Below are 17,679 nucleotides of genomic sequence, written 5' to 3' on the forward strand. Positions count from 1 at the left end.
GAACCTCTGAGGCGAAGTAATTCTCCACCCACAGGCGGTCCGTACTTCCGTAGTGCAGATACAGCTGGGAACCATGGCGTTCCACCAGTCGCACATCGGATGGCTTCACATTCGTGAACACCACCACATCGTGGTTCCCGCTCTGGTAGTCCGTGTCGCTGATCTCCTTGCGCTCGCCGCCCTGGCCAATCACATACACGTCATCTCCGATCCCGCCATTCAGGCTGTCGTTGCCGCTCCCCGCCACCAGCCAGTCGCGGCCGGCGCCGCCATGCAGCAGGTCATCACCCGCTCCGCCATCGAGCAGATCCTGGCCCTCGGTACCAGACAGATGGTTGGCCAGGTCTGACCCATGCTGAAGGCGATGCTCAGAAGCAAGCCGCCGGAAGAGGCCTCCCTTCACAGGCTCGGAAGTCAACGATTCCTGCAATGCGGCCAGAACCAAAGCGCCAGATTCTCCGATCGATTGAAGTGATCGAGTAAGCCGATACAACCCGAGGTAGTCTGATGATTCGAAAAAGCCTGCATCAAGATAGTCAGCGATCAAATCGAGAATCTGCCCCGATGGCTGTGAATAAATGTCACCATCAGGCGACACAAGCCGTTGCAGGATCGGCAATGCATCCGTCTGCAGAACCAACTGATTCTCTAGCTGAAGACGGAAGTTCTCATAGGCCAGATGAAGCATCCTTACCGCCTGACCAATCGGCCGAGGGTCAGTCCAGCCCTGGCGAAAGCTCTGACCGAGCAGGCGCTCCATGACAACGAGCCGACCATCAATCACATCCAAGCCAGCAACGGACTGTCCAGAAGACACTCCGACCCAACGAAAGATCAGTGGATCAATCAGTACCTCACGCTGCAAGGAGCTGCCCTGGATCCATCGTTCCAGAAGAAGACGCAGTTCTCCAGATTCATCCGCTGCGATGGCTTGGCTAAGATCAGGCACCTTGCCCATTCCTTTGAGATCTGGAAGTGCCGAGAGATCTTCTTCAAGCGTGAGAGAATGTAGCCACCTGGTACGTGCCTGGTCCACCTCAAACCAGACATCATGCATGGACTGAAGAGTTCCATCAGACGACTGGAATTCACCAAGCTGAAGGTGTCGATTCCCTTGAAGATCCACGATATCTGACGTGGAATAAGTCACACCAAGGCGACGTACACCTGCCTCGCTGAGGCTCACCATTTCGCCTTGTTCGGAGACCGCATTGCTGTTTCGGTCGATCCATACCTTCAGTGTCGACCATGCAGCATCAAGCTGGTCGATCCAACGATCCCCATTTCCATCAAGTGCCTTCAGCGCCTCAAAACCATTTGCTGCCTTCATCCCATTGGGCAGCACGGTGTGATTGCCAAATAGTTCGCCACCATGATCAATCAGACCATTCCCATCAAGATCACGAACAAGAAGTCCATCGGTAGGGCTGACCCAACCTGTCCGTTCAGCGAAACCATTGACATCATGATCAAAATGGATCTCAGAACTCTGTTGCGCTGACGTGATCACTCCATTGCGGTCAAGATCCAGGACTAGAGGGCAGGAGTAGGTTCTTTCCGCCGCTTGAAACTGAGTTCTCAATGCCTCCAACCCTTGGTCCCAGAGATCAGTGAGGTGACCGGCCACGAACTCTGCAGCCTCGTCGGAGTAGGCACTTCCGAGCATGGAGGCAGACAGCACCAATCCGCCTGCAGCCAACCAACCCAGCGGACCGGCAGCGAGCAGTGGTGCCACCGCCAGTGATGCCAAACGTCCAGCAAGAATCGCCCCGGCATTCTCAAGTGCCCATTGGGTCATGATGCGCTGTGCGGCCTCTTGATCGCCCGCATCCATCGCCGCTTTGGCATCGTGGGCTACGGCCGCAAGGCTGACGACATCAGCAATGTGACCCAGCTGATCCATGGCCCTGAGCCAACGCGAGGGACCTTGTGGAGTCTGCTGAAGAAAATCCTGTTTGTAGTGAACAGCCAGATTATCCTGAGCGATTCGTATCTCTCTCAGTGATTCACGATGGGCTGCCACTCTCTCCTGGGGAATAAAGTCCGCCATGGACCGCATCGGAGTATCGGGGGGAGGAGCATTTCCATTGATTGCCTTGGAATCCGCAAAGAAGCTTCGGGCGTCGAGAACGTAATGTTGGTTGATTTGCAGAGGATTTCCAATGTCATCCACGGAAATCTTTAACCTTGATGCCCTCACTTCTGACGCTGCAGTGATTACCTTAAAGGCATCCTCAACACTCATTCCCTGGAATACCTCTATTGGTATGCCATCAATACTTGTCACCCTTGGGTTACTCAGAATAAGTGGGAGCTCAGTCTGAAAAAATACGCGACTTTCGGACGCCCCTCCAGTGAAAGTCACCACCTCTCCAACAGCATCTGCGACATATCGCGCCGAGACCTTATCCCACACGCCATTATTAACTCGCATGCCATCAATAACTTCGCCATCCATAAAACTCTGCAATCCGACCTTATCCTCACCGAAAATCTGCTTCAACTTATCGGCAAATCTTTTATTATAGTTACTCGAGTTCTTGGTCATGTTCATAAACTTACCGACTTCCGACTGATCGATAGTACGAACATCGTTGCCGGACTCATGCAGCGCCTCCGCCATGGCGCCAGAATGAACAATCTTATCTCCAATTGAAGTGTATACTCCCGTCACTCCGCTATACAAAATCGTCACAGAGCCCTGAACTCGGTGATCGACTCTCTCGATTAGGTCTAGAAGCTGCTCCTTGGTTTCAATTGTATCCAGCAGAAGATTAGCCTGCTCAGCAGTAAGCAACATGATCTAAATGGCGGATGTTCAGCGAATAGTTCCTAGAACTTAAACTTCACAATCGGCTCAAGAGACTGGCATCTCCCCTCACCATCAATTCCAAACGTACTCAAGGCAGCACGAAGAATGCATAGGACTTCACATCGATCGAGACCGCCTAGATTAATGGGTTGGATATGAGACACTTCTTTCCAAACAATGATTGGTGGAACCATTAGAGATCCGCCACTGACTCTCTCGACATTAAGCGACACATCTAGCAGCACATTATGGATGAAGAACCAAAATCTTCCTTCAGGGATATACTCTCTGGAATAGTTTTCAATAACACCACCCCACAGATAGCTATCGAGCTCCCGATCCCTGGTCCAGTAGCGTCCGTCGCCAGGCTTGAAGGGCAGGTTGTATCGGGCAATGTCTTCATCTGAGGCGACTTCATTCACGAAGGCCATCTGGCTTGCCTCAAGCAGTGTGGGGCACAACGGGTGGAAGCCATGATCCGCGTTGGTGGGGTTGCCATCACGCGACTTCCTGGACATCAGGAGCTGCACGTTGAGAACCTAACGATGGACAGGGGGATCGGCCAGCAGTCACGAAAGGTCGAGTGCGTGCAGGTCCTGGTTCAGGCTTCCCGGGGACGGTCAAGGCGTCCATGGCACCAGGAGTCAGTGCTTCAGGAGGCCGTCGAGGGGGAAGCCAGAGCAGTCCAGCGGTCCCTGTCCAGCTGGCGACGCCGGCGACAAGCGCAGCGCAAGAGGCGTCAGGCGGCAATGGACAAGACCGACAAGGCCCGGCCAGTCCTGGATCAGCGCTGCCAGCCGCAAGAGGGAAGGTCCTGGGACATGGCCACCACAGCTCCTGAATGGCTGGGCCCTGAAGGCAACACCAAGAAGCGTCGCCCGTCTTCGATGCCCAAAGCTCCGCTGCTCAGGGGTGTCGTGCCCCCGGGGAGTTCCGGCTGAAGACGGGAAGGGAAGCCGGCAGGGTTGAGGCGCGACCCATCAGCTCCAGGCATCGCACCCCATGCAGACACATCCCCATGCCCGTCTGACACCCATCGATGGGGAGATTCAGTAACCTCAAGATGAGAGCAGGAACCCGTTCAGCTGGCCCCAGCCAACGGCATCAGAGAGTGCACCGCCCAGCAGTGGCTGGCAGAATCCGCAGCAACTGCAGCAGGCCTTGGAGCTCACACACCAGCTCTGCACCCTCCGCAGGATCCCCTCGACTGACCCTGATGCCGATCAGCTTCGGGGCAAGGGCACTGCGGGTCCTGGCGCAGAACAGTCTGCGGAACCATGGCCTGCAATCGCCGGTGCCGTGGTGCCATGGGGATCAACCCGACCCCTTGATCAATGACGACATCGGGCCGCGGGCTTCGTTGAGGGAGTGAGCCACTGGGCAGGCTTGAGCAGGTCGACCGCCAAGGGCTTCCCGAGCCGGGCAGTGGCCTGGCGCAACAGCCCGGTGATGGGGCGCCGCCGGGTACTCAGCGTCTCGCTCAGCTGCTGACATGATCAAGCCGGCAGGCGGGAACGAACCATTGGCAAGCGTCCTTGAGAGGCGGCGCAGAGGCATGGAAAGGCTAGGCAGCCGTCTCCGCACCAACCGCAGGACTGGCATGCAGTTGAAGTCCAAGTGCGGAGATGACCTTCAGGACAGTGGCCAGTTCAGGATTACCGCTTGAGGAGAGAGCCTTGTAGAGACTTTCCCGGTCCAGCCCAGCGTCCCGTGCAACCTGCGACATGCCCTTGGCACGAGCAATATCGCCCAAGGCAGCAGCCACCAGGTGTGGATCTCCATCCTCCAAAGCGGCCTCAAGATAGGCTGCCATGTCTTGACTGTTCTTGAGATGATTGACTGGATCCCAGACAGTTGTTTCGGTTTTGGTCATGGGTTATTGCCTAAAGGTGACGGGCAGGAGCCTTGGTGTGCTGGATGTCTTTGGCTTGAGAGCTCTTGTCGCCGCCAGCAAGAAGGACAATGAGCTGGGCTTCCCCCACTTTGAAGACAACTTGGCAAGGGTCATGCCATGACCACCAGACTATCCCTCAATCACCAACCCCGCCAGAACATGGCGCCGGTTCACGGCGCAGCAGAAGGGGGGGCCAGACCGACGATCCATATGGCAGGACAGACTGTTCCTTTCGAAAGGGCTCTCAGGAGATTCATGGTAAGCTGATTCACACTCCCTCGCCCAAGATAGTGATCACGCTTGCCTTCAATCAAGCTTCATGATCCATCCTCAGACCAGGCGATGCGCAAAGCTCCCCAGGCTTGTCACCGGGCTGGGGACCGGGCTGTTTCTCCTCAGCTCAGGGCAGGCCAAAGCCGACATCGTCATCATCAATACCCCGAACGGCACCAATGGCGGATCGACGTTGATTGATGCATCCGGGCTGATCACCGCTCCCAAATCGCTGATCTTCACAACCGGCCCTATCCCAAGCCAGATCAACACGCTGACGCTGGGTCTGAATCCCTTCAGCGTGGCAACACCACTGCCGCTCACCACCAGCCTGGGCGTCTCGATCTGGTCCACCAGGCCGAACAGCCCGAGCCCACTGCCATCGGCGGTACTGACGTCCTCACCGCGCCTGACGGTCAGCATCAATGCACTGCGGCAGCTGTACAGCTTTGACGCCAGCAGCCTCGGCAGTGTTAGCACTTTCACGCTCCTTCCGGCCACCACCTACGGGCTGACCCTGGCCGGCTTTCTCGATATCCCCCTGGCCAGCCAACCGAAGTGGGGCAACACCGGCAACACGGGGGCGGGGGGAACAGAGCCGAGCGGCCTCAATGGATTCACCTACAACGGCTTCGCCATCAGCGCCGACGGGGGGCAGACCTGGTGCACAGCCGAACCCGCGCTGAACCCCTGCGGATCCCCCTACAACACCATCCTTCTGGATGTGAGGTTGGTGGGCGTCACCCCAGGCACCACCACCCCGGCCAGTGCCCCCTTCAGCACTCTGCTGGCGGGCGGCACGGTGATCGTTGACCAGCCCGGAACTTTCGCCACCGATTACTTCCTCAGCAGACTCGGCGGCACGATCGACAGCAATGGCTTCATTTCAAGCTTCACGGGAACGTTCTCCGGCGATGGCCCCCTGACCATCTCCAACAGCGGCACTGGTGGCCTGACGCAACTGACCGGACTGAGCACCTACACGGGGGCCACCACGGTGCAGCAGGGAGCAACCCTGGCCGTGAATGGTTCGATCGCCCCATCCTCAGGATTGACAGTGCTATCCGGCGGCACGATTGCCGGGACCGGTCAGCTCCCCGGCACCTCGGTGGCTGGCGGTGGGGTGATCGCCCCGGGCAACTCGATCGGCACCCTGACCATCAACGGCAACTACAACCTCAATGGGGGTACGCAGGCCATCCAGATCCAGGGTCCCCATAGCGACCGCATCGTCGTGACTGGAACGGTCACCGGCTTTTCGGGGACGACGGCGCTCAGTTCCTTTGGGAACGGCACCGCCTGGCCTGGATTCCCCTACACGATCGTCACCGCCAGCGAGGCCTTCACGACTCCCGCTGCCGTGGGGCTGGATCCGTCGCCGATCGCTCCATCGGCCGTGCTGCAGTTCGGCACGGCCCTGATCCAGGAGGCCGATGGCAACCTCCGCACCTTCGACGTGCAGTGGCGCGCTCGAAACGGCAGCGGTGCGGTGGCCTCCGCGTTGCAGGCCCTGGGGGCCCAGGGCAATGGCGCCTCGGCCGCCGGGGTGTTCGATTCGGCCTTCAACCGCCTGGCTGCCGCGGCGGCGGGCAATGCCAATGCCACGGGCTTCGCAATCGGCAGCACGGGCTTCACCACAGGCCAGGCCCTGGCCGCCGGCTTGAGCAGCGACTTCGTGAGCCGACTGGCCAATCTGCTGGCCATTCCCTCAGGGGCAGCGCTGGCGCAGGCGGTGAACTCGATCACGCCGGAGTCCTATGCCGCCTTCCAAAGTGTGGGGCTCAATGCCCTGCGGTTGCAGCGGCAGACCCTGACCAACCAGGCCGGCCGTTGCCGGGACACGGGCTGGGTGATCGGCGGGAAGGGGCGCAGGACACCGTTGTGCGTGTTCGCGACGGGGGGGAATGCCACCGCCAGCATGGATGGCCGTGGTGGGCTGTCGGGTTACGACTCCGCCGTCGCCGGTGGGTTCTATGGGGTCGAAGTTCAGCCCAGCGACCAGTGGACGCTGGGGGCGGCCTATGGCTACGGCACGGCCGGCCTGAGCAACCTGGGGGCCGGCGGCAACAGCATCAGCTCCACGGTCAACAGCGGCTCGCTCTACGGGGTCTACCGGCCCGATGGCCCCTGGACGTTCAAGGGGCTGCTGGGATACGGCAACTACAACATCCAGGGCCTCCGGCGCCTGCTGGCGGTGGGCAATGGCAACACGATCACCGGCAGCACAACGGCCCACGGCTACACCGCCGCGCTGCAGGCGGACTATGCGATTCCGCTCAGCCAGGCGACCGCCCGGGTGCCGGTCACGCTCAAACCGCAACTGGGTGTGGCCTATGGGGCCTATCAGCAGGCTGGGTTCAGCGAAAGCGGTGACCCCACCATGAACCTGAACGTGGCGGGCCACACCAGCCACAGCCTGGTGGGAACCCTCGGCGCCGAGGTGATGGCGGCGATTCCCCTGAATGCTGAGAGGTCTCAGCTGCTCAAGCCACGCGTCGCCGTGGCCTATCAGGTGGATGCGCTGGGGGATCGCAACGGCAACAGTTCGCTGAACGCCAGCCTGCCGGCAGCGGGGGTGAACTTCTCCAGCGCCGGCCAGAATCGCGGCCTCAACGATCTGACGCTGAGCGGCAGCCTGGAGTACGAGATCGCCAGAAAGGCGTCCCTGTATGTCTCCGCCTCCTATGAAGTCTTCTCAACGGGGCGCCAGTTCGCCTATGGGGGTGGGGTGAAGCTCAGCTTCTGAGCTGGAAAAGGGGATGCGCAGTCTGATGCCCCTCACCGATCCAACTCCAGCCACTTCCGCGCCTCCACCGCCGCCTTCTCCTGCCCCTGCCGGTGCCCGAAGGCAAACGCCGCCACACAGATCAAGGTGATCGCCGCCGGCACCGTGCCCGACGGCAGCCGGTTGCGTTGGGCCAGGTCGTCCGGCAGGCCCCCCAGCGTCAGCACCAGGAAGCCCACCGCCCCCAGGGCCGTCAGGCCATAGAGAAACGGCGTCACCGTGCGGCGCGTCAGGGCGTGCAGCAGCAGCACCGCCAGCCCCACCCAGGGCAGGCTTGAGCCCAGGGCCCACAGCCAGCGTTCGCCCGCTCCATCGCTCAGCCGCCGGCGGCAGGCCAGTTCCCGCTGCAGCCGGCTCATTCGCGCCGTGGCGCCCCGCGCCGCTCGGCCAGCACCTCCTGCACCCGGCGCCAGTCGACGCCGTGGTGGGCCAGGGCCACCTGCACATGAAAAATCAGATCGGCCGCCTCACCGGCGATCGCGTCCGGGTCGTCGTCCTTGCAGGCCATCACGAATTCGGCGCTCTCCTCGCCGATCTTCTTGAGGATGCGGTTGTCGCCCCCCTCCAGCAATTTGTTGGTGTAGCTGCCCGGCTCCGGGCGCTCCCTACGGCCGTTGATCACCCGCGCCAGCTCGGTGCACACATCCGCCGGCGGCGGCAGGGCGTCGGGTCCGCCGGCGGTGGCCAATTCGCCTTCCTCGTAGAAGCAGCTGCGGGCACCGGTGTGGCAGGCCACCTGGCCCACCTGCTCGATCGTCAGCAGCAGCACGTCGGCATCGCAGTCGTAGCGGAGGCCCCTGAGCTTCTGGAAATGGCCGCTGGTGGCCCCCTTGTGCCACAGCTCCTGCCGCGAGCGGCTCCAGTAGTGCACCTCGCCCGTGGCCAGGCTGCGCTCGATCGCCTCCCGGTTCATCCAGGCCACCATCAGCACCGCCCCGTCCAGCCAGTCCTGGGCCACCGCCGGGATCAGCCCCGCCGCGTCGAAGCGCAGCGTGGCGATCAGCTCAGGACCCGCCAGCTGGCCCCCCCCACCGGGCGACGGCGGATGACAGGATCCAGGGGAAGCGGCGGATGGAGCCCCCACGGGACGCGACGTCAGCTGCAGTGATCCTCCCCCATGTCCACCCCCGCGGCCCACACCTGCAGCAAGAGCTACGGCGGCTTCCCCTGCTGCCATCGCCAGTGGCGCCACCCGGGCCACTGCCGTTTCGTGCACGGCTACAGCCGCAGCTTCACCTTCTGGTTCGCCGCCCACCACCTCGACCTCCACGGCTTCGTGGTCGATTTCTCCAGCCTCCAGCCCCTGCGGGCCCGCCTCGAGCAGCAGTTCGACCACACCTTCCTGGTCAACCACGACGACCCCCTCCTCGCCCAATGGCAGGCCCTGCATGACCAGGGCGCCCTCGACCTGCGGGTGATGGCCAACGTCGGCATGGAGGCCAGCGCCGAGCTGGCCTGGGGCTGGGCCAACGAGCTGCTCGGCCCCCGCGACGGCGGCCGCAGCTGCTGCTGGCGCGTCGAGGCCCGCGAGAACGAGGCCAACGCCGCCCGCTTCACCGCCATCCCCGACTGGTTCGAGGCGGGTGCCGCCACCCCCGCCAACCCGGAGCCCTGGCCGGCGCCGTGATCCTCACCCGCCTGGCCACCGCCTGGGCCCTGTTCCAGGGGCTGCTGATCGAGGCGCTGCCCTTCCTGCTGATCGGCGTGCTGATCTCCGCCGGTGCCCGCTGGTTCGCCCCCGGCGGCCGCTGGCTGCGGGGGCTGCCCTCCCACCCCCTGCTGGGGCCCCTCACCGGCGCCGCCCTCGGCTTCGCCCTGCCGGCCTGCGAATGCGGCAACGTGCCGGTGGCCCGCCGCATGCTCAGCGGTGGCGCGCCCCTCGGCGCCGGCCTCGGCTTCCTGTTCGCCGCCCCCGTGCTCAACCCGATCGTGATCGCCAGCACCTGGGCCGCCTTCCCCGACCAGCCCTGGCTGCTGCTGGCCCGGCCCCTGGGCGCCGTGGTGGTGGCCGTGGGCCTGGCCCTGCTGCTGGGCCTGGTGGGCGAACCCCAGCTGCTCCAGGCCGACCTGCTTGCCGAACGGCGTCTGCACCAGCCCCTGGCGGCGGTGGGGCTGCTGGAGCGCTCCAGCGGCCTGGTGGGGGCCCCGCCACCGTCGGCCCTCAGCCCTGAGGCCACCCCGGTCCGGCCGCCCCTGGCCGAGTTGATGAAGCACGCCAGTCAGGAATTCCTCTACCTGGCCCTGCTGCTGGTGATGGGCAGCGTCATCGCCGCCCTGGTGCAATCCTTCGTGCCCCGCAGCTGGCTGCTGGCGGTGGGCGGCGCCCCCACCCTCTCGATCCTGGCCCTGATGCTGCTGGCCCTGGTGGTGTCGGTGTGCTCGAGCGTGGATGCGTTCCTGGCCCTCAGCTTCGCCGCCCAGGTCACCCCCGGGGCCCTGCTCGCCTTCCTGCTCCTGGGCCCGGTGATCGACCTCAAGCTGGTGAGCCTGCTCGGGCTGCTGTTCCGGCCCCGGGGCCTGGTGCTCACCACCGCCGGGGCCGCCCTGATGGTGCTCCTGATCGGCCAGTGGGTGAACCTGTGGCGCCTGTGACTCCCGTGATCCCCCCTCCCCTGCAGCGGGCCGCCCTCTGGCGCGCCGCCAGCCTCGGCCTCTGGGCCCTGGTGCTGCTGGTCAGCAGCGTCGACGGCCGCCTCGACCTCCTCCTGCGGGCCGTGTTCCACCCCCTGGTGGCCCTGGCCGGCCTACTGCTGCTGCTCGTCGCCCTGCTGCAGCTGCGCCTGGCCTTCGGCGCCGGCCGCCAGGAGCGGGGCGACCGGCGCCAGGCCCGCACCCTGCTGCTCACCGCCGCCATCGCCCTGCTGGTGCTGCTGCTGCCGCCGGCCCCCTCCTTCGCCGACCTGGCCGGCCAGCGCCCCCGCGACGAGACCGCCGAAAGCGAGCTCAGCTTCGTGCTGCCGCCCGCCCAGCGCAGCCTCACCGACTGGGTGCGGCTGCTGCGCAGCCAGCCCGATCCCAAGTTGTTCGCCGGCGATCCCGTGCGCATCAGCGGCTTCGTGCTGCCGATGGAGGGCGAACCGCCCCAGCTGGCCCGCCTGCTGGTGCGCTGCTGTCTGGCCGATGCCTCCCCGGTGGGGCTGCCCGTCGACTGGCCAGCCGGCCAGGCCCCCTTCCCCGCCGACCAGTGGCTGGCCATCGACGGGGTGATGGGCCTGAAGCCCGCCCCCGGCGGCGGCGAGCGGCTGGAGGTGGTCCCCAGCCGCATCCGGCCCATTCCCAGGCCCGCGCGTCCTCTGGAACCATGACCCGGTCCTTCCGCCTCCCCTGGGCCGGCCCCCTGCCGCTCACCCTGGCCCTGGCCGGCCTGCTGGCCCTGGTTCAGCAGCAGCTGCTGCTGCGCCAGCCGCCCCGGCTCGAGCGGCTCACGCCGGTGGCCGCCAGCTCCGGGCCCGCCGCCCTGCAGGCCCGCTTCAGCCGGCCCATGGACCCGGCCAGCCTCCAGGCCGCCAGCACCCTCTCCCCGCCCCTGGCCCACCGCTGGCTCGGCGACGGCGACACCCTGCTGCTCAACCTGTCCCCCGACCAGCGGATCCGCTCCCCCCTGGAGCTGCAGCTGGCTGGCCGCGATCGCCGCGGCCTGGCCCTGGCCCCCCAGCGCTGGCAGTGGGATCCGCGCCCCCGGCTGCTGGCGGTGGTGCCGGTGGCCAGCGGCGAGCAGTTGCAGGTGCGGGAGCACGACGGCCGCTGGCGGCCGATCTCGCCGGTCTGGCCGCGCATCACCATGGTCGAACCGCTCGGCGGTGGCGAGGCCGTGGCCGTGGTGTCGCGCTCCGAGTCCGGCCGCTTCCGGGTCTGGCGGCTGCCGCTGCGCCAGCAGCCCCTGCGCCCCCTGGGCCGCGGGCGCCCGGCGGCGCCGGCCCCCGTCCAGGCCGGTGCCCCCGAGGCCATCGGCGCCGGCGAGATGGTCTTCGCCCATATCAGCGGCAACCGCCGCGGCGATCTGCTGGTGCAGGCCGGCGGTGAGCAGCCCGACCAGGTGAGCATCAGCCTCTGGCCCGCCCGGGGCGGCCCGCGGGTGCTGCCGCTGGAGGCCAGTGGCGCCGTGCGCCTGCTGCCCGAGGGGGGCGCCCTGGTGGTGCCCGAGATCGACGGCCTCAGCCTGCAGGACCTGCCCCCCCGGCCGGAGCGCCGCCAGACCCTGCCCGGCAGCCGCGACCTGAGCAGCTTCTGTCCCCGGGCGGGGCGGGCCCTGCTGGTGCGCCACTGGCCCGATTTCCGCCGCTCCCTGGAGCTGGTGGAGCCGGGCGTGGCCCCGCGCCAGCTCTGGATCGGCCCCCAGGCCCTGGCGGCCACGGCCTGCAGCCGCGGCGGCGAGCGGATCTGGGCCCTGCTGATCGAAGGGGTGGGCCGCCCCGTCCTCACCCTGGTGACCCTCGACCGGCGCGGCACCGTGCTGGCCTCGCGGCGCCTGGCCGGCTGGGAGCTCGAACCGGGCACCGGCCTCAGCTACGACCCCACCAGCGACCGGCTGGCGCTGGTGCTCCGGCCCCTGGGGGAGCTGCGCGGGGGACCCCCGGCGCCCCCCCGGGCGGTGCTGATCGAGGCCTCCAGCCTCACCCTCCAGCCCCTGCCGCAGGAGGCCCTCCAGGCCATCTGGCTGCCGGCAGGGTAGAAACGGAACCATGCAGGCCCCCTCCGTCCCCGAGCTCCCGCCGCGCCAGGCCTCCCTGCTGGCGGAACTGCGCGATGCCGACGGCGAATTGAGCGGCCAGGACCTCCATGCCCGGCTGCGGGGCGGCCCCTCCGCCATGGGGCTGGCCACCGTCTACCGCCACCTGCGCCAGCTGCAGCAGCGGGGGCTGGTGCGCTGCCGCCACCTGCCCAGCGGCGAAGCCCTCTACGCCCCGACCGAGCGGGACGAGCACCACCTCACCTGCGTCGACTGCGGCACCACGATGGTGCTGCCCCACTGCCCGGTGCACGGCCTGCACCTGCCGGAGGAGGACCTGGGCGACTTCCTGCCTCTCTACCACACTCTGGAATTCTTCGGGCTGTGCGGCCGCTGCCGGGGCACCAGGTCCTGAGACCTGGCCCTCAGGACCTGAGGCTGTCGCGGTGCAGCACCGCCATCACCTCGAGGATCTGGCTGCAGCGCTCAGGCGGCACGCTGATCAGTTCCCCCAGCCGCTGCAGCATCGCCTGCTCCACCGGCTTGAAGCTGCGGTTGGTGTGCACCAGCAGGGCCGCCATCGCATAGGCCGTCTCCTGCTGAGGGGCGGTCAGCACCGGCGCGGCCTCCGCCAGCAGCTGTTCCCAGCCGCCACTGCTCAGGCGCCCCAGCAGCCCCTCGAACATCGCCCCCATGGCCGCCTCGCCGAGGTTGGCGTAGGGCGAGCGCACCTCCAGGAGCTGGCGCAGCATGGCGGCCTCGTCGCCATCGAGGGCACCATCGCAGGCCACCGCGGCCAGGGCGATGGCGGCGAACGCTTCGCTGGGGTTCATGGGCCAGGTTCGGAGACCGCCATTCCAGCAGCCGCGGCGGCGTGGCTGGGGGGAGCGCGCCGGCAGAATCACCACAGCGGTTCCCCTTCCGGCCATGACCAGCACGAAACTGGACGCCCCGACCCAGGAGGCGGCGACCGAGGCGGCGAAGGAGGCCCGGCCGATCGCCGTGCCGGTGACGATCCTCACGGGCTTCCTCGGGGCGGGCAAGACCACCCTGCTCAACCACATCCTCAGCAACCAGGAGGGTCTCAAGACCGCCGTGCTGGTCAATGAGTTCGGGGAGATCGGCATCGACAACGAGCTGATCGTGGCCACCGGCGACGACATGGTGGAGCTGAGCAACGGCTGCATCTGCTGTTCGATCAACGGCGAGCTGCTGGAGGCCGTCTACCGGGTGCTGGAGCGCCCCGAACCCGTCGACTACCTGGTGGTGGAGACCACCGGCCTGGCCGATCCGCTGCCCGTGGCCATGACCTTCCTCGGCAGCGACCTGCGCGACCTCACCCGGCTCGATTCGATCATCACCCTGGTGGACGCGGAGAACTTCGGTCCCGAGACGCTGCAGGGGGAGGTGGGCCGCTCCCAGATCGTCTACGGCGACATGATCCTGCTCAACAAGTGCGACCTCGTCAGCGAGGAGCGGCTGGAGCAGCTGGAGGCCGAACTGCGGGCGATCAAGAGCGAGGCCCGCATCCTGCGCTCGGTGAAGGGCGAGGTGCCCCTGCCCCTGCTGCTGAGCGTGGGCCTGTTCGAGAGCGACAGGGTGGTGGCCCAGCAGCAGGCTCCGGCCGCCGCCGACCACCACGACCATGGGCACGACCATGGGGGCCATCACGGCCATGACCATGGGGCCGAAGACCACAGCGACTGCGACCACGACCACGGCCACTGCGAGCACGAGCCGGCGGCGGCGGGCCATCACCACGACCACGGCCATCACCACGGCCACGATCACGCCCATGACCATGGCCACAGCCATGACCATGGCGGCCATGCCGACCATCAGGCCATCGAGGGGTTCACCTCCCTGTCCTTCAGCAGCGACGGCCCCCTTTCCCTGCGCAAGTTCCAGAACTTCCTCGACAACCAGATGCCGGCGGGGGTCTTCCGGGCCAAGGGGATCCTCTGGTTCAACGAAAGCGAGCGCCGCCACGTGTTCCACCTGGCGGGCAAACGCTTCTCCATCGACGACAGCGACTGGCCGGGGGAACGCAAGAACCAGCTGGTGCTGATCGGCAAGGACCTCGACCACAAGCGCCTGCGGCAACAGCTCCAGGCCTGCGTGGCCGGCGAGGCGGGCAAGGGCTTCGGCTGATCGGCCGCCCCCGGCCCGTTGTGCTGCATCCACTACGGAACCACCGGCTGGCGCCGCTAGGGTGACGGTCTACGTAGCACTCCCATGACCGAGTTCCTCCTGATGACGGGCGTGCTCGCCCTTCTCGGTCTGGTGCTGTGGATGGCGATGGATTCCGACGACGACAACGGCGGCGGCGGCCTGATGCAGCCCGCCCTGATCCCGGTGCGCCGCTCCAACACCTACTGAGCGCTCACCGCGAAAAGGGGCTGAGCGCCGCAGGGGCGCTCCAGAGGTAAGCATTGTTACGCGGCGTCGCGTCGTTTGTTCCGACCACCCCTGGTGAGCCCTCATAGGGTCCGGGCAGACATCCGTTTGCCCAGATGCCCACGTCCAGGTTCCTCCGCCGTCGCCTCCTGCTGCCTGTCGGCGGATCCGCGGCCCTGGCCGCAGCCCTGCTCGCCGTCTTCGGCGGTGGATCGCTGCCGGCCATCGGTCAGTCGCAGCCCAAGGCTCCCGCCGTCGCCCAGGCCGGCACCACCATCGGGGTCTACTCCGGCCGCCACTACAACACCGACAAGGAGCTCTACCGCCAGTTCACCGCCCGCACCGGCATCAGGGTGAACGTGCTGGAAGCCAAGGACGACGCCCTGCTGGAGCGCCTCAAGAGCGAGGGCAAGAACAGCCCTGCCGATGTGCTCGTTCTGGTCGATGCCGCCCGCCTCGACGCCGCCACCGACCAGGGCCTGTTCCGCCCCACCCGTTCGGCCGCCCTGCAGCGGGATGTGCCCGCCAACCTGCGGGATTCCCAGGGTCGCTGGTATGGCCTCACCCGCCGGGTGCGGGCCGTGGTGGTCAACCCGAAGCTGGTGAATCCGGCGACGATCCGCACCTACGCCGATCTGGCCAGGCCGGCCCTCAAGGGCAAGCTCTGCCTGCGGGATCGCAAGAGCCCCTACAACCAGTCCCTGGTGGCCAGCCGCATGATCCTCAACGGTGATGCCGCCACCCGCACCTGGATCCGCGGCATGGTGGCCAACGTCAGCCAGCCCTTCTTCACCTCCGACACCCCCCTGGCCCGGGCCGTTGCCCGTGGTGAGTGCGGCGTCGGGGTGGTGAACACCTACTACATCGCCCGCATGCTTTCCGGGGAAGGCGGCGCCCAGGACAAGCAGCTGGCCGAACGGTTGAAGGTGGTCTACCTCAATCCCTCCCACGTCAACATCACCGGCGCCGGCGTCACCCGCCACGCCAGGAATCCCCAGGCAGCGATCCGGCTGATCGAGTTCCTGGCCTCCCCCACCGGCGGCCGTGGCTACGCCGAAGCCAACAATGAATACCCCCTCAAGGGCTTCGGTGACAACCCGATCCTGAAGCGCTTCGGCACCTTCAGGGCCGATGGGGTCTCGGTGGAGCAGATCGGCTCCAGGAGCAGGGCGGCCACCCAGATGATGGAATCGAACGGCTGGAAGTAGGACACCGGATGGCGAGCGCGGCAACGGCGGAGCGGGCACCGGCCCCCCGGACAGCTCCGCCGATGCGGCGGGCCTCCCTCGCGGCGGCCGTGCTGCTGGTCTGCGCCCTGGCGCTGCTGCCGTTCCTGGCCCTGGCCGGCTTCGCGGTGCGCGATGCCGGCTCCGGCGGCCTCTGGCTGGGGGCCGAAGGCCTCGAGCAGCTGAGCAACACCCTGGTGCTCGTGGTGGGCGTCGGCCTGACCGGCGCCCTGCTCGGCACCGCCAACGGCTGGCTCACCGCCTGCTGCCAGTTTCCCGGTCGCCGCTGGCTGCGGCTGGCCCAGGTGCTGCCCCTGGCGGCTCCGGCCTTCGTGCTCGCCGCCGTGCTGGTCGACCTCGGCAGCCGCTGGGGTTTTCGCGTCCATGGCATCGGCTGGGCCCTGCTGCTGCTCAGCCTCACCACCTATAGCTATGTCTTCCTGCTCTCCACCGAGAGCTTCTCCGGCAGTGGCCAGCGCCAGCTGGAGGCCTGCCGCAGCCTGGGGGTGGGCCCCTGGGGCAGCTTCCGGCGGGTCGCCCTGCCCCTGGCGCTGCCGTCGATCGGCGCCGGTGTGGCCCTCAGCGGCATGGAGGTGGTCAATGAGCTCGGCGCCGTGGAGCTGCTGGGGGTGCCCACCTTGTCGCGGGGGATCCTGCAGCGCTGGCAGGCGGAGGGTGACCTGCCGGGGGCCGTGGGGCTGGCCCTGATCGCCCTGGTGCTGGTGAGCCTGCTGGTGGGGGCCGAACGCTGGATGCGCCAGCGCAGCCGCCGCTGGAACCTGGGGCAGGGGGACGCCGGCACGCTGCAGTGGCCGCTGCGGGGCTGGCGCCGCCTGCTGGCCCAGCTGCTCACCCTGCTGCCCCCCCTGGTCAGCCTGGGGCTTCCCCTCACCTGGCTGGTGGCGAGCCGCGATCACCTGCAGAGCGATCCACTCGAGGACCTGCTGGCCCTGACCCTGCGCAGCCTGGGGCTGGCCCTGGTCGCCGCCCTGGTCACCGTCGCGGGGGCCCTGGTGCTGGCCATCAGCCGCCGCTGGCTGGCCGACCGGCTGCTGGGCCGGCTCACCTTCTTCTCCGGCATGGGCTACGCCGTGCCCGGCACCGTGCTCGCCCTGGCCCTGATGCTGATCGGCGGGCCCCTGCAGCTCAGCCCCCTCCTCCTGCTGCTCTGGGGCTACGCCGACCGCTTTCTGGCCGTCTCCAAGCAGGGACTCGACGCCGCCTTCGAGCACATCCCCCCCAGCCTGGACGAATCCGCCACGAGCCTGGGCTGCGGCTGGCTGGCGGTGCTACGGCGCATCCACCTGCCGCTGCTGCGGGGTCCGCTGCTGGTGGGGGCACTGCTGGTCTTCGTCGATGTGGTGAAGGAGCTGCCCCTCACCTTCTCCCTGCGCCCCTTCGACTTCGACACCCTCTCGGTGCGTGTCTACCAGTACGCCAGCGACGAACGGGTGGGGGCGGCCCTGATTCCGGCGCTGCTGATCCTGGCGCTGGGACTGGCTGCCTCGATCGCCCTGATGCCAAGCCTCGAGCGCCAGGGGCGGGGCGACTGAAGCGCGGCGACTGCAGCAAGGCGACTGCAGCGGGGCGGCGGAGCTGGCGCCCATCCAAAGGGCCCCGGCA

Annotated in this window: 17 protein-coding genes; 10 read left to right on the plus strand and 7 right to left on the minus strand. The window is 66.7% G+C overall.

The annotated features are described in order from the left end of the window. From KBY81_RS16495 to KBY81_RS16610, 4 genes are all read right to left on the minus strand, one after another. Positions 1-2,800 (minus strand): calcium-binding protein (locus KBY81_RS16495; RefSeq protein WP_396103667.1); only part of this gene is annotated, 2,800 nt, incomplete at its 3' end. A gap of 32 nt (positions 2,801-2,832) precedes the next feature. Then, on the minus strand, positions 2,833-3,342 hold the full coding sequence (locus tag KBY81_RS06915; RefSeq protein ID WP_254976048.1) for a hypothetical protein: 510 nt from the start codon (positions 3,340-3,342) through the stop codon (positions 2,833-2,835). A gap of 1,034 nt (positions 3,343-4,376) precedes the next feature. Further along, on the minus strand, positions 4,377-4,685 hold the full coding sequence (locus KBY81_RS06920) for an addiction module antidote protein (RefSeq protein ID WP_254976049.1): 309 nt from the start codon (positions 4,683-4,685) through the stop codon (positions 4,377-4,379). 351 nt (positions 4,686-5,036) lie between these two features. Then, positions 5,037-5,306, minus strand: coding sequence for a hypothetical protein (locus KBY81_RS16610; RefSeq protein WP_254976050.1), 270 nt, complete (start codon positions 5,304-5,306; stop codon positions 5,037-5,039). On the opposite strand from KBY81_RS16610, the gene KBY81_RS06930 reads away from it, so the two are divergent. After that, entirely contained in the window at positions 5,281-7,725 is a 2,445-nt protein-coding gene (locus KBY81_RS06930) for an autotransporter outer membrane beta-barrel domain-containing protein (RefSeq protein WP_254976051.1), read from the plus strand. The genes KBY81_RS16610 and KBY81_RS06930 overlap by 26 nt on opposite strands. Positions 7,726-7,757: 32 nt before the next feature. On the opposite strand, the gene KBY81_RS06935 is transcribed toward KBY81_RS06930, so the two are convergent. Both KBY81_RS06935 and hisIE read right to left on the minus strand, forming a co-directional pair. Then, complete coding sequence (locus tag KBY81_RS06935; RefSeq protein WP_254976052.1) at positions 7,758-8,123, minus strand: hypothetical protein; 366 nt, start codon at positions 8,121-8,123, stop codon at positions 7,758-7,760. Beyond that, a complete protein-coding gene (gene hisIE / locus KBY81_RS06940; protein WP_254976072.1) occupies positions 8,120-8,782 on the minus strand; it encodes a bifunctional phosphoribosyl-AMP cyclohydrolase/phosphoribosyl-ATP diphosphatase HisIE in 663 nt (220 codons plus the stop codon). Before hisIE ends, KBY81_RS06935 begins: the two co-directional genes overlap by 4 nt. 99 nt (positions 8,783-8,881) lie before the next feature. Between hisIE and KBY81_RS06945 the strand changes: the two genes are divergently transcribed. Genes KBY81_RS06945 through KBY81_RS06965 form a run of 5 tightly spaced genes read left to right on the plus strand, consistent with a single transcriptional unit; the run spans position 8,882 to position 12,848 of the window. After that, entirely contained in the window at positions 8,882-9,391 is a 510-nt protein-coding gene (locus tag KBY81_RS06945) for a 6-carboxytetrahydropterin synthase (protein WP_254976053.1), read from the plus strand. Then, a complete protein-coding gene (locus KBY81_RS06950) occupies positions 9,388-10,356 on the plus strand; it encodes a permease (protein WP_254976054.1) in 969 nt (322 codons plus the stop codon). The genes KBY81_RS06945 and KBY81_RS06950 overlap by 4 nt, the downstream gene beginning before the upstream one ends. Positions 10,357-10,361: 5 nt before the next feature. Then, entirely contained in the window at positions 10,362-11,069 is a 708-nt protein-coding gene (locus KBY81_RS06955) for a TIGR03943 family putative permease subunit (protein ID WP_254976055.1), read from the plus strand. Next, a complete protein-coding gene (locus tag KBY81_RS06960; RefSeq protein ID WP_254976056.1) occupies positions 11,066-12,436 on the plus strand; it encodes a hypothetical protein in 1,371 nt (456 codons plus the stop codon). Before KBY81_RS06955 ends, KBY81_RS06960 begins: the two co-directional genes overlap by 4 nt. 10 nt (positions 12,437-12,446) lie before the next feature. After that, entirely contained in the window at positions 12,447-12,848 is a 402-nt protein-coding gene (locus tag KBY81_RS06965) for a Fur family transcriptional regulator (RefSeq protein ID WP_106221541.1), read from the plus strand. Between the two features lie 10 nt (positions 12,849-12,858). Here KBY81_RS06965 and KBY81_RS06970 read toward each other — a convergent pair whose 3' ends face one another. After that, complete coding sequence (locus KBY81_RS06970; protein ID WP_106221543.1) at positions 12,859-13,266, minus strand: tellurite resistance TerB family protein; 408 nt, start codon at positions 13,264-13,266, stop codon at positions 12,859-12,861. Positions 13,267-13,360: 94 nt separating this feature from the next. Between KBY81_RS06970 and KBY81_RS06975 the strand changes: the two genes are divergently transcribed. The 4 genes from KBY81_RS06975 to KBY81_RS06990 all read left to right on the plus strand — a co-directional run bounded on the left by KBY81_RS06975 (position 13,361) and on the right by KBY81_RS06990 (position 17,609). Next, on the plus strand, positions 13,361-14,584 hold the full coding sequence (locus tag KBY81_RS06975; protein ID WP_254976057.1) for a GTP-binding protein: 1,224 nt from the start codon (positions 13,361-13,363) through the stop codon (positions 14,582-14,584). 84 nt (positions 14,585-14,668) lie between these two features. Further along, on the plus strand, positions 14,669-14,812 hold the full coding sequence (locus KBY81_RS06980) for a hypothetical protein (protein ID WP_181280134.1): 144 nt from the start codon (positions 14,669-14,671) through the stop codon (positions 14,810-14,812). A gap of 134 nt (positions 14,813-14,946) precedes the next feature. After that, positions 14,947-16,038: an extracellular solute-binding protein gene (locus KBY81_RS06985; RefSeq protein ID WP_254970572.1), complete on the plus strand. Its 1,092-nt coding sequence runs from the start codon at positions 14,947-14,949 to the stop codon at positions 16,036-16,038. 8 nt (positions 16,039-16,046) lie between these two features. Continuing rightward, the gene (locus KBY81_RS06990; protein ID WP_219904256.1) at positions 16,047-17,609 is read left to right on the plus strand and encodes an iron ABC transporter permease; all 1,563 of its coding nucleotides are present in this window, start codon (positions 16,047-16,049) and stop codon (positions 17,607-17,609) included. Positions 17,610-17,679 lie beyond the last annotated feature (70 nt).

Source organism: Cyanobium sp. Lug-B, assembly GCF_024345635.1.
Classification (GTDB): Bacteria; Cyanobacteriota; Cyanobacteriia; order PCC-6307; family Cyanobiaceae; genus Cyanobium; species Cyanobium minutissimum.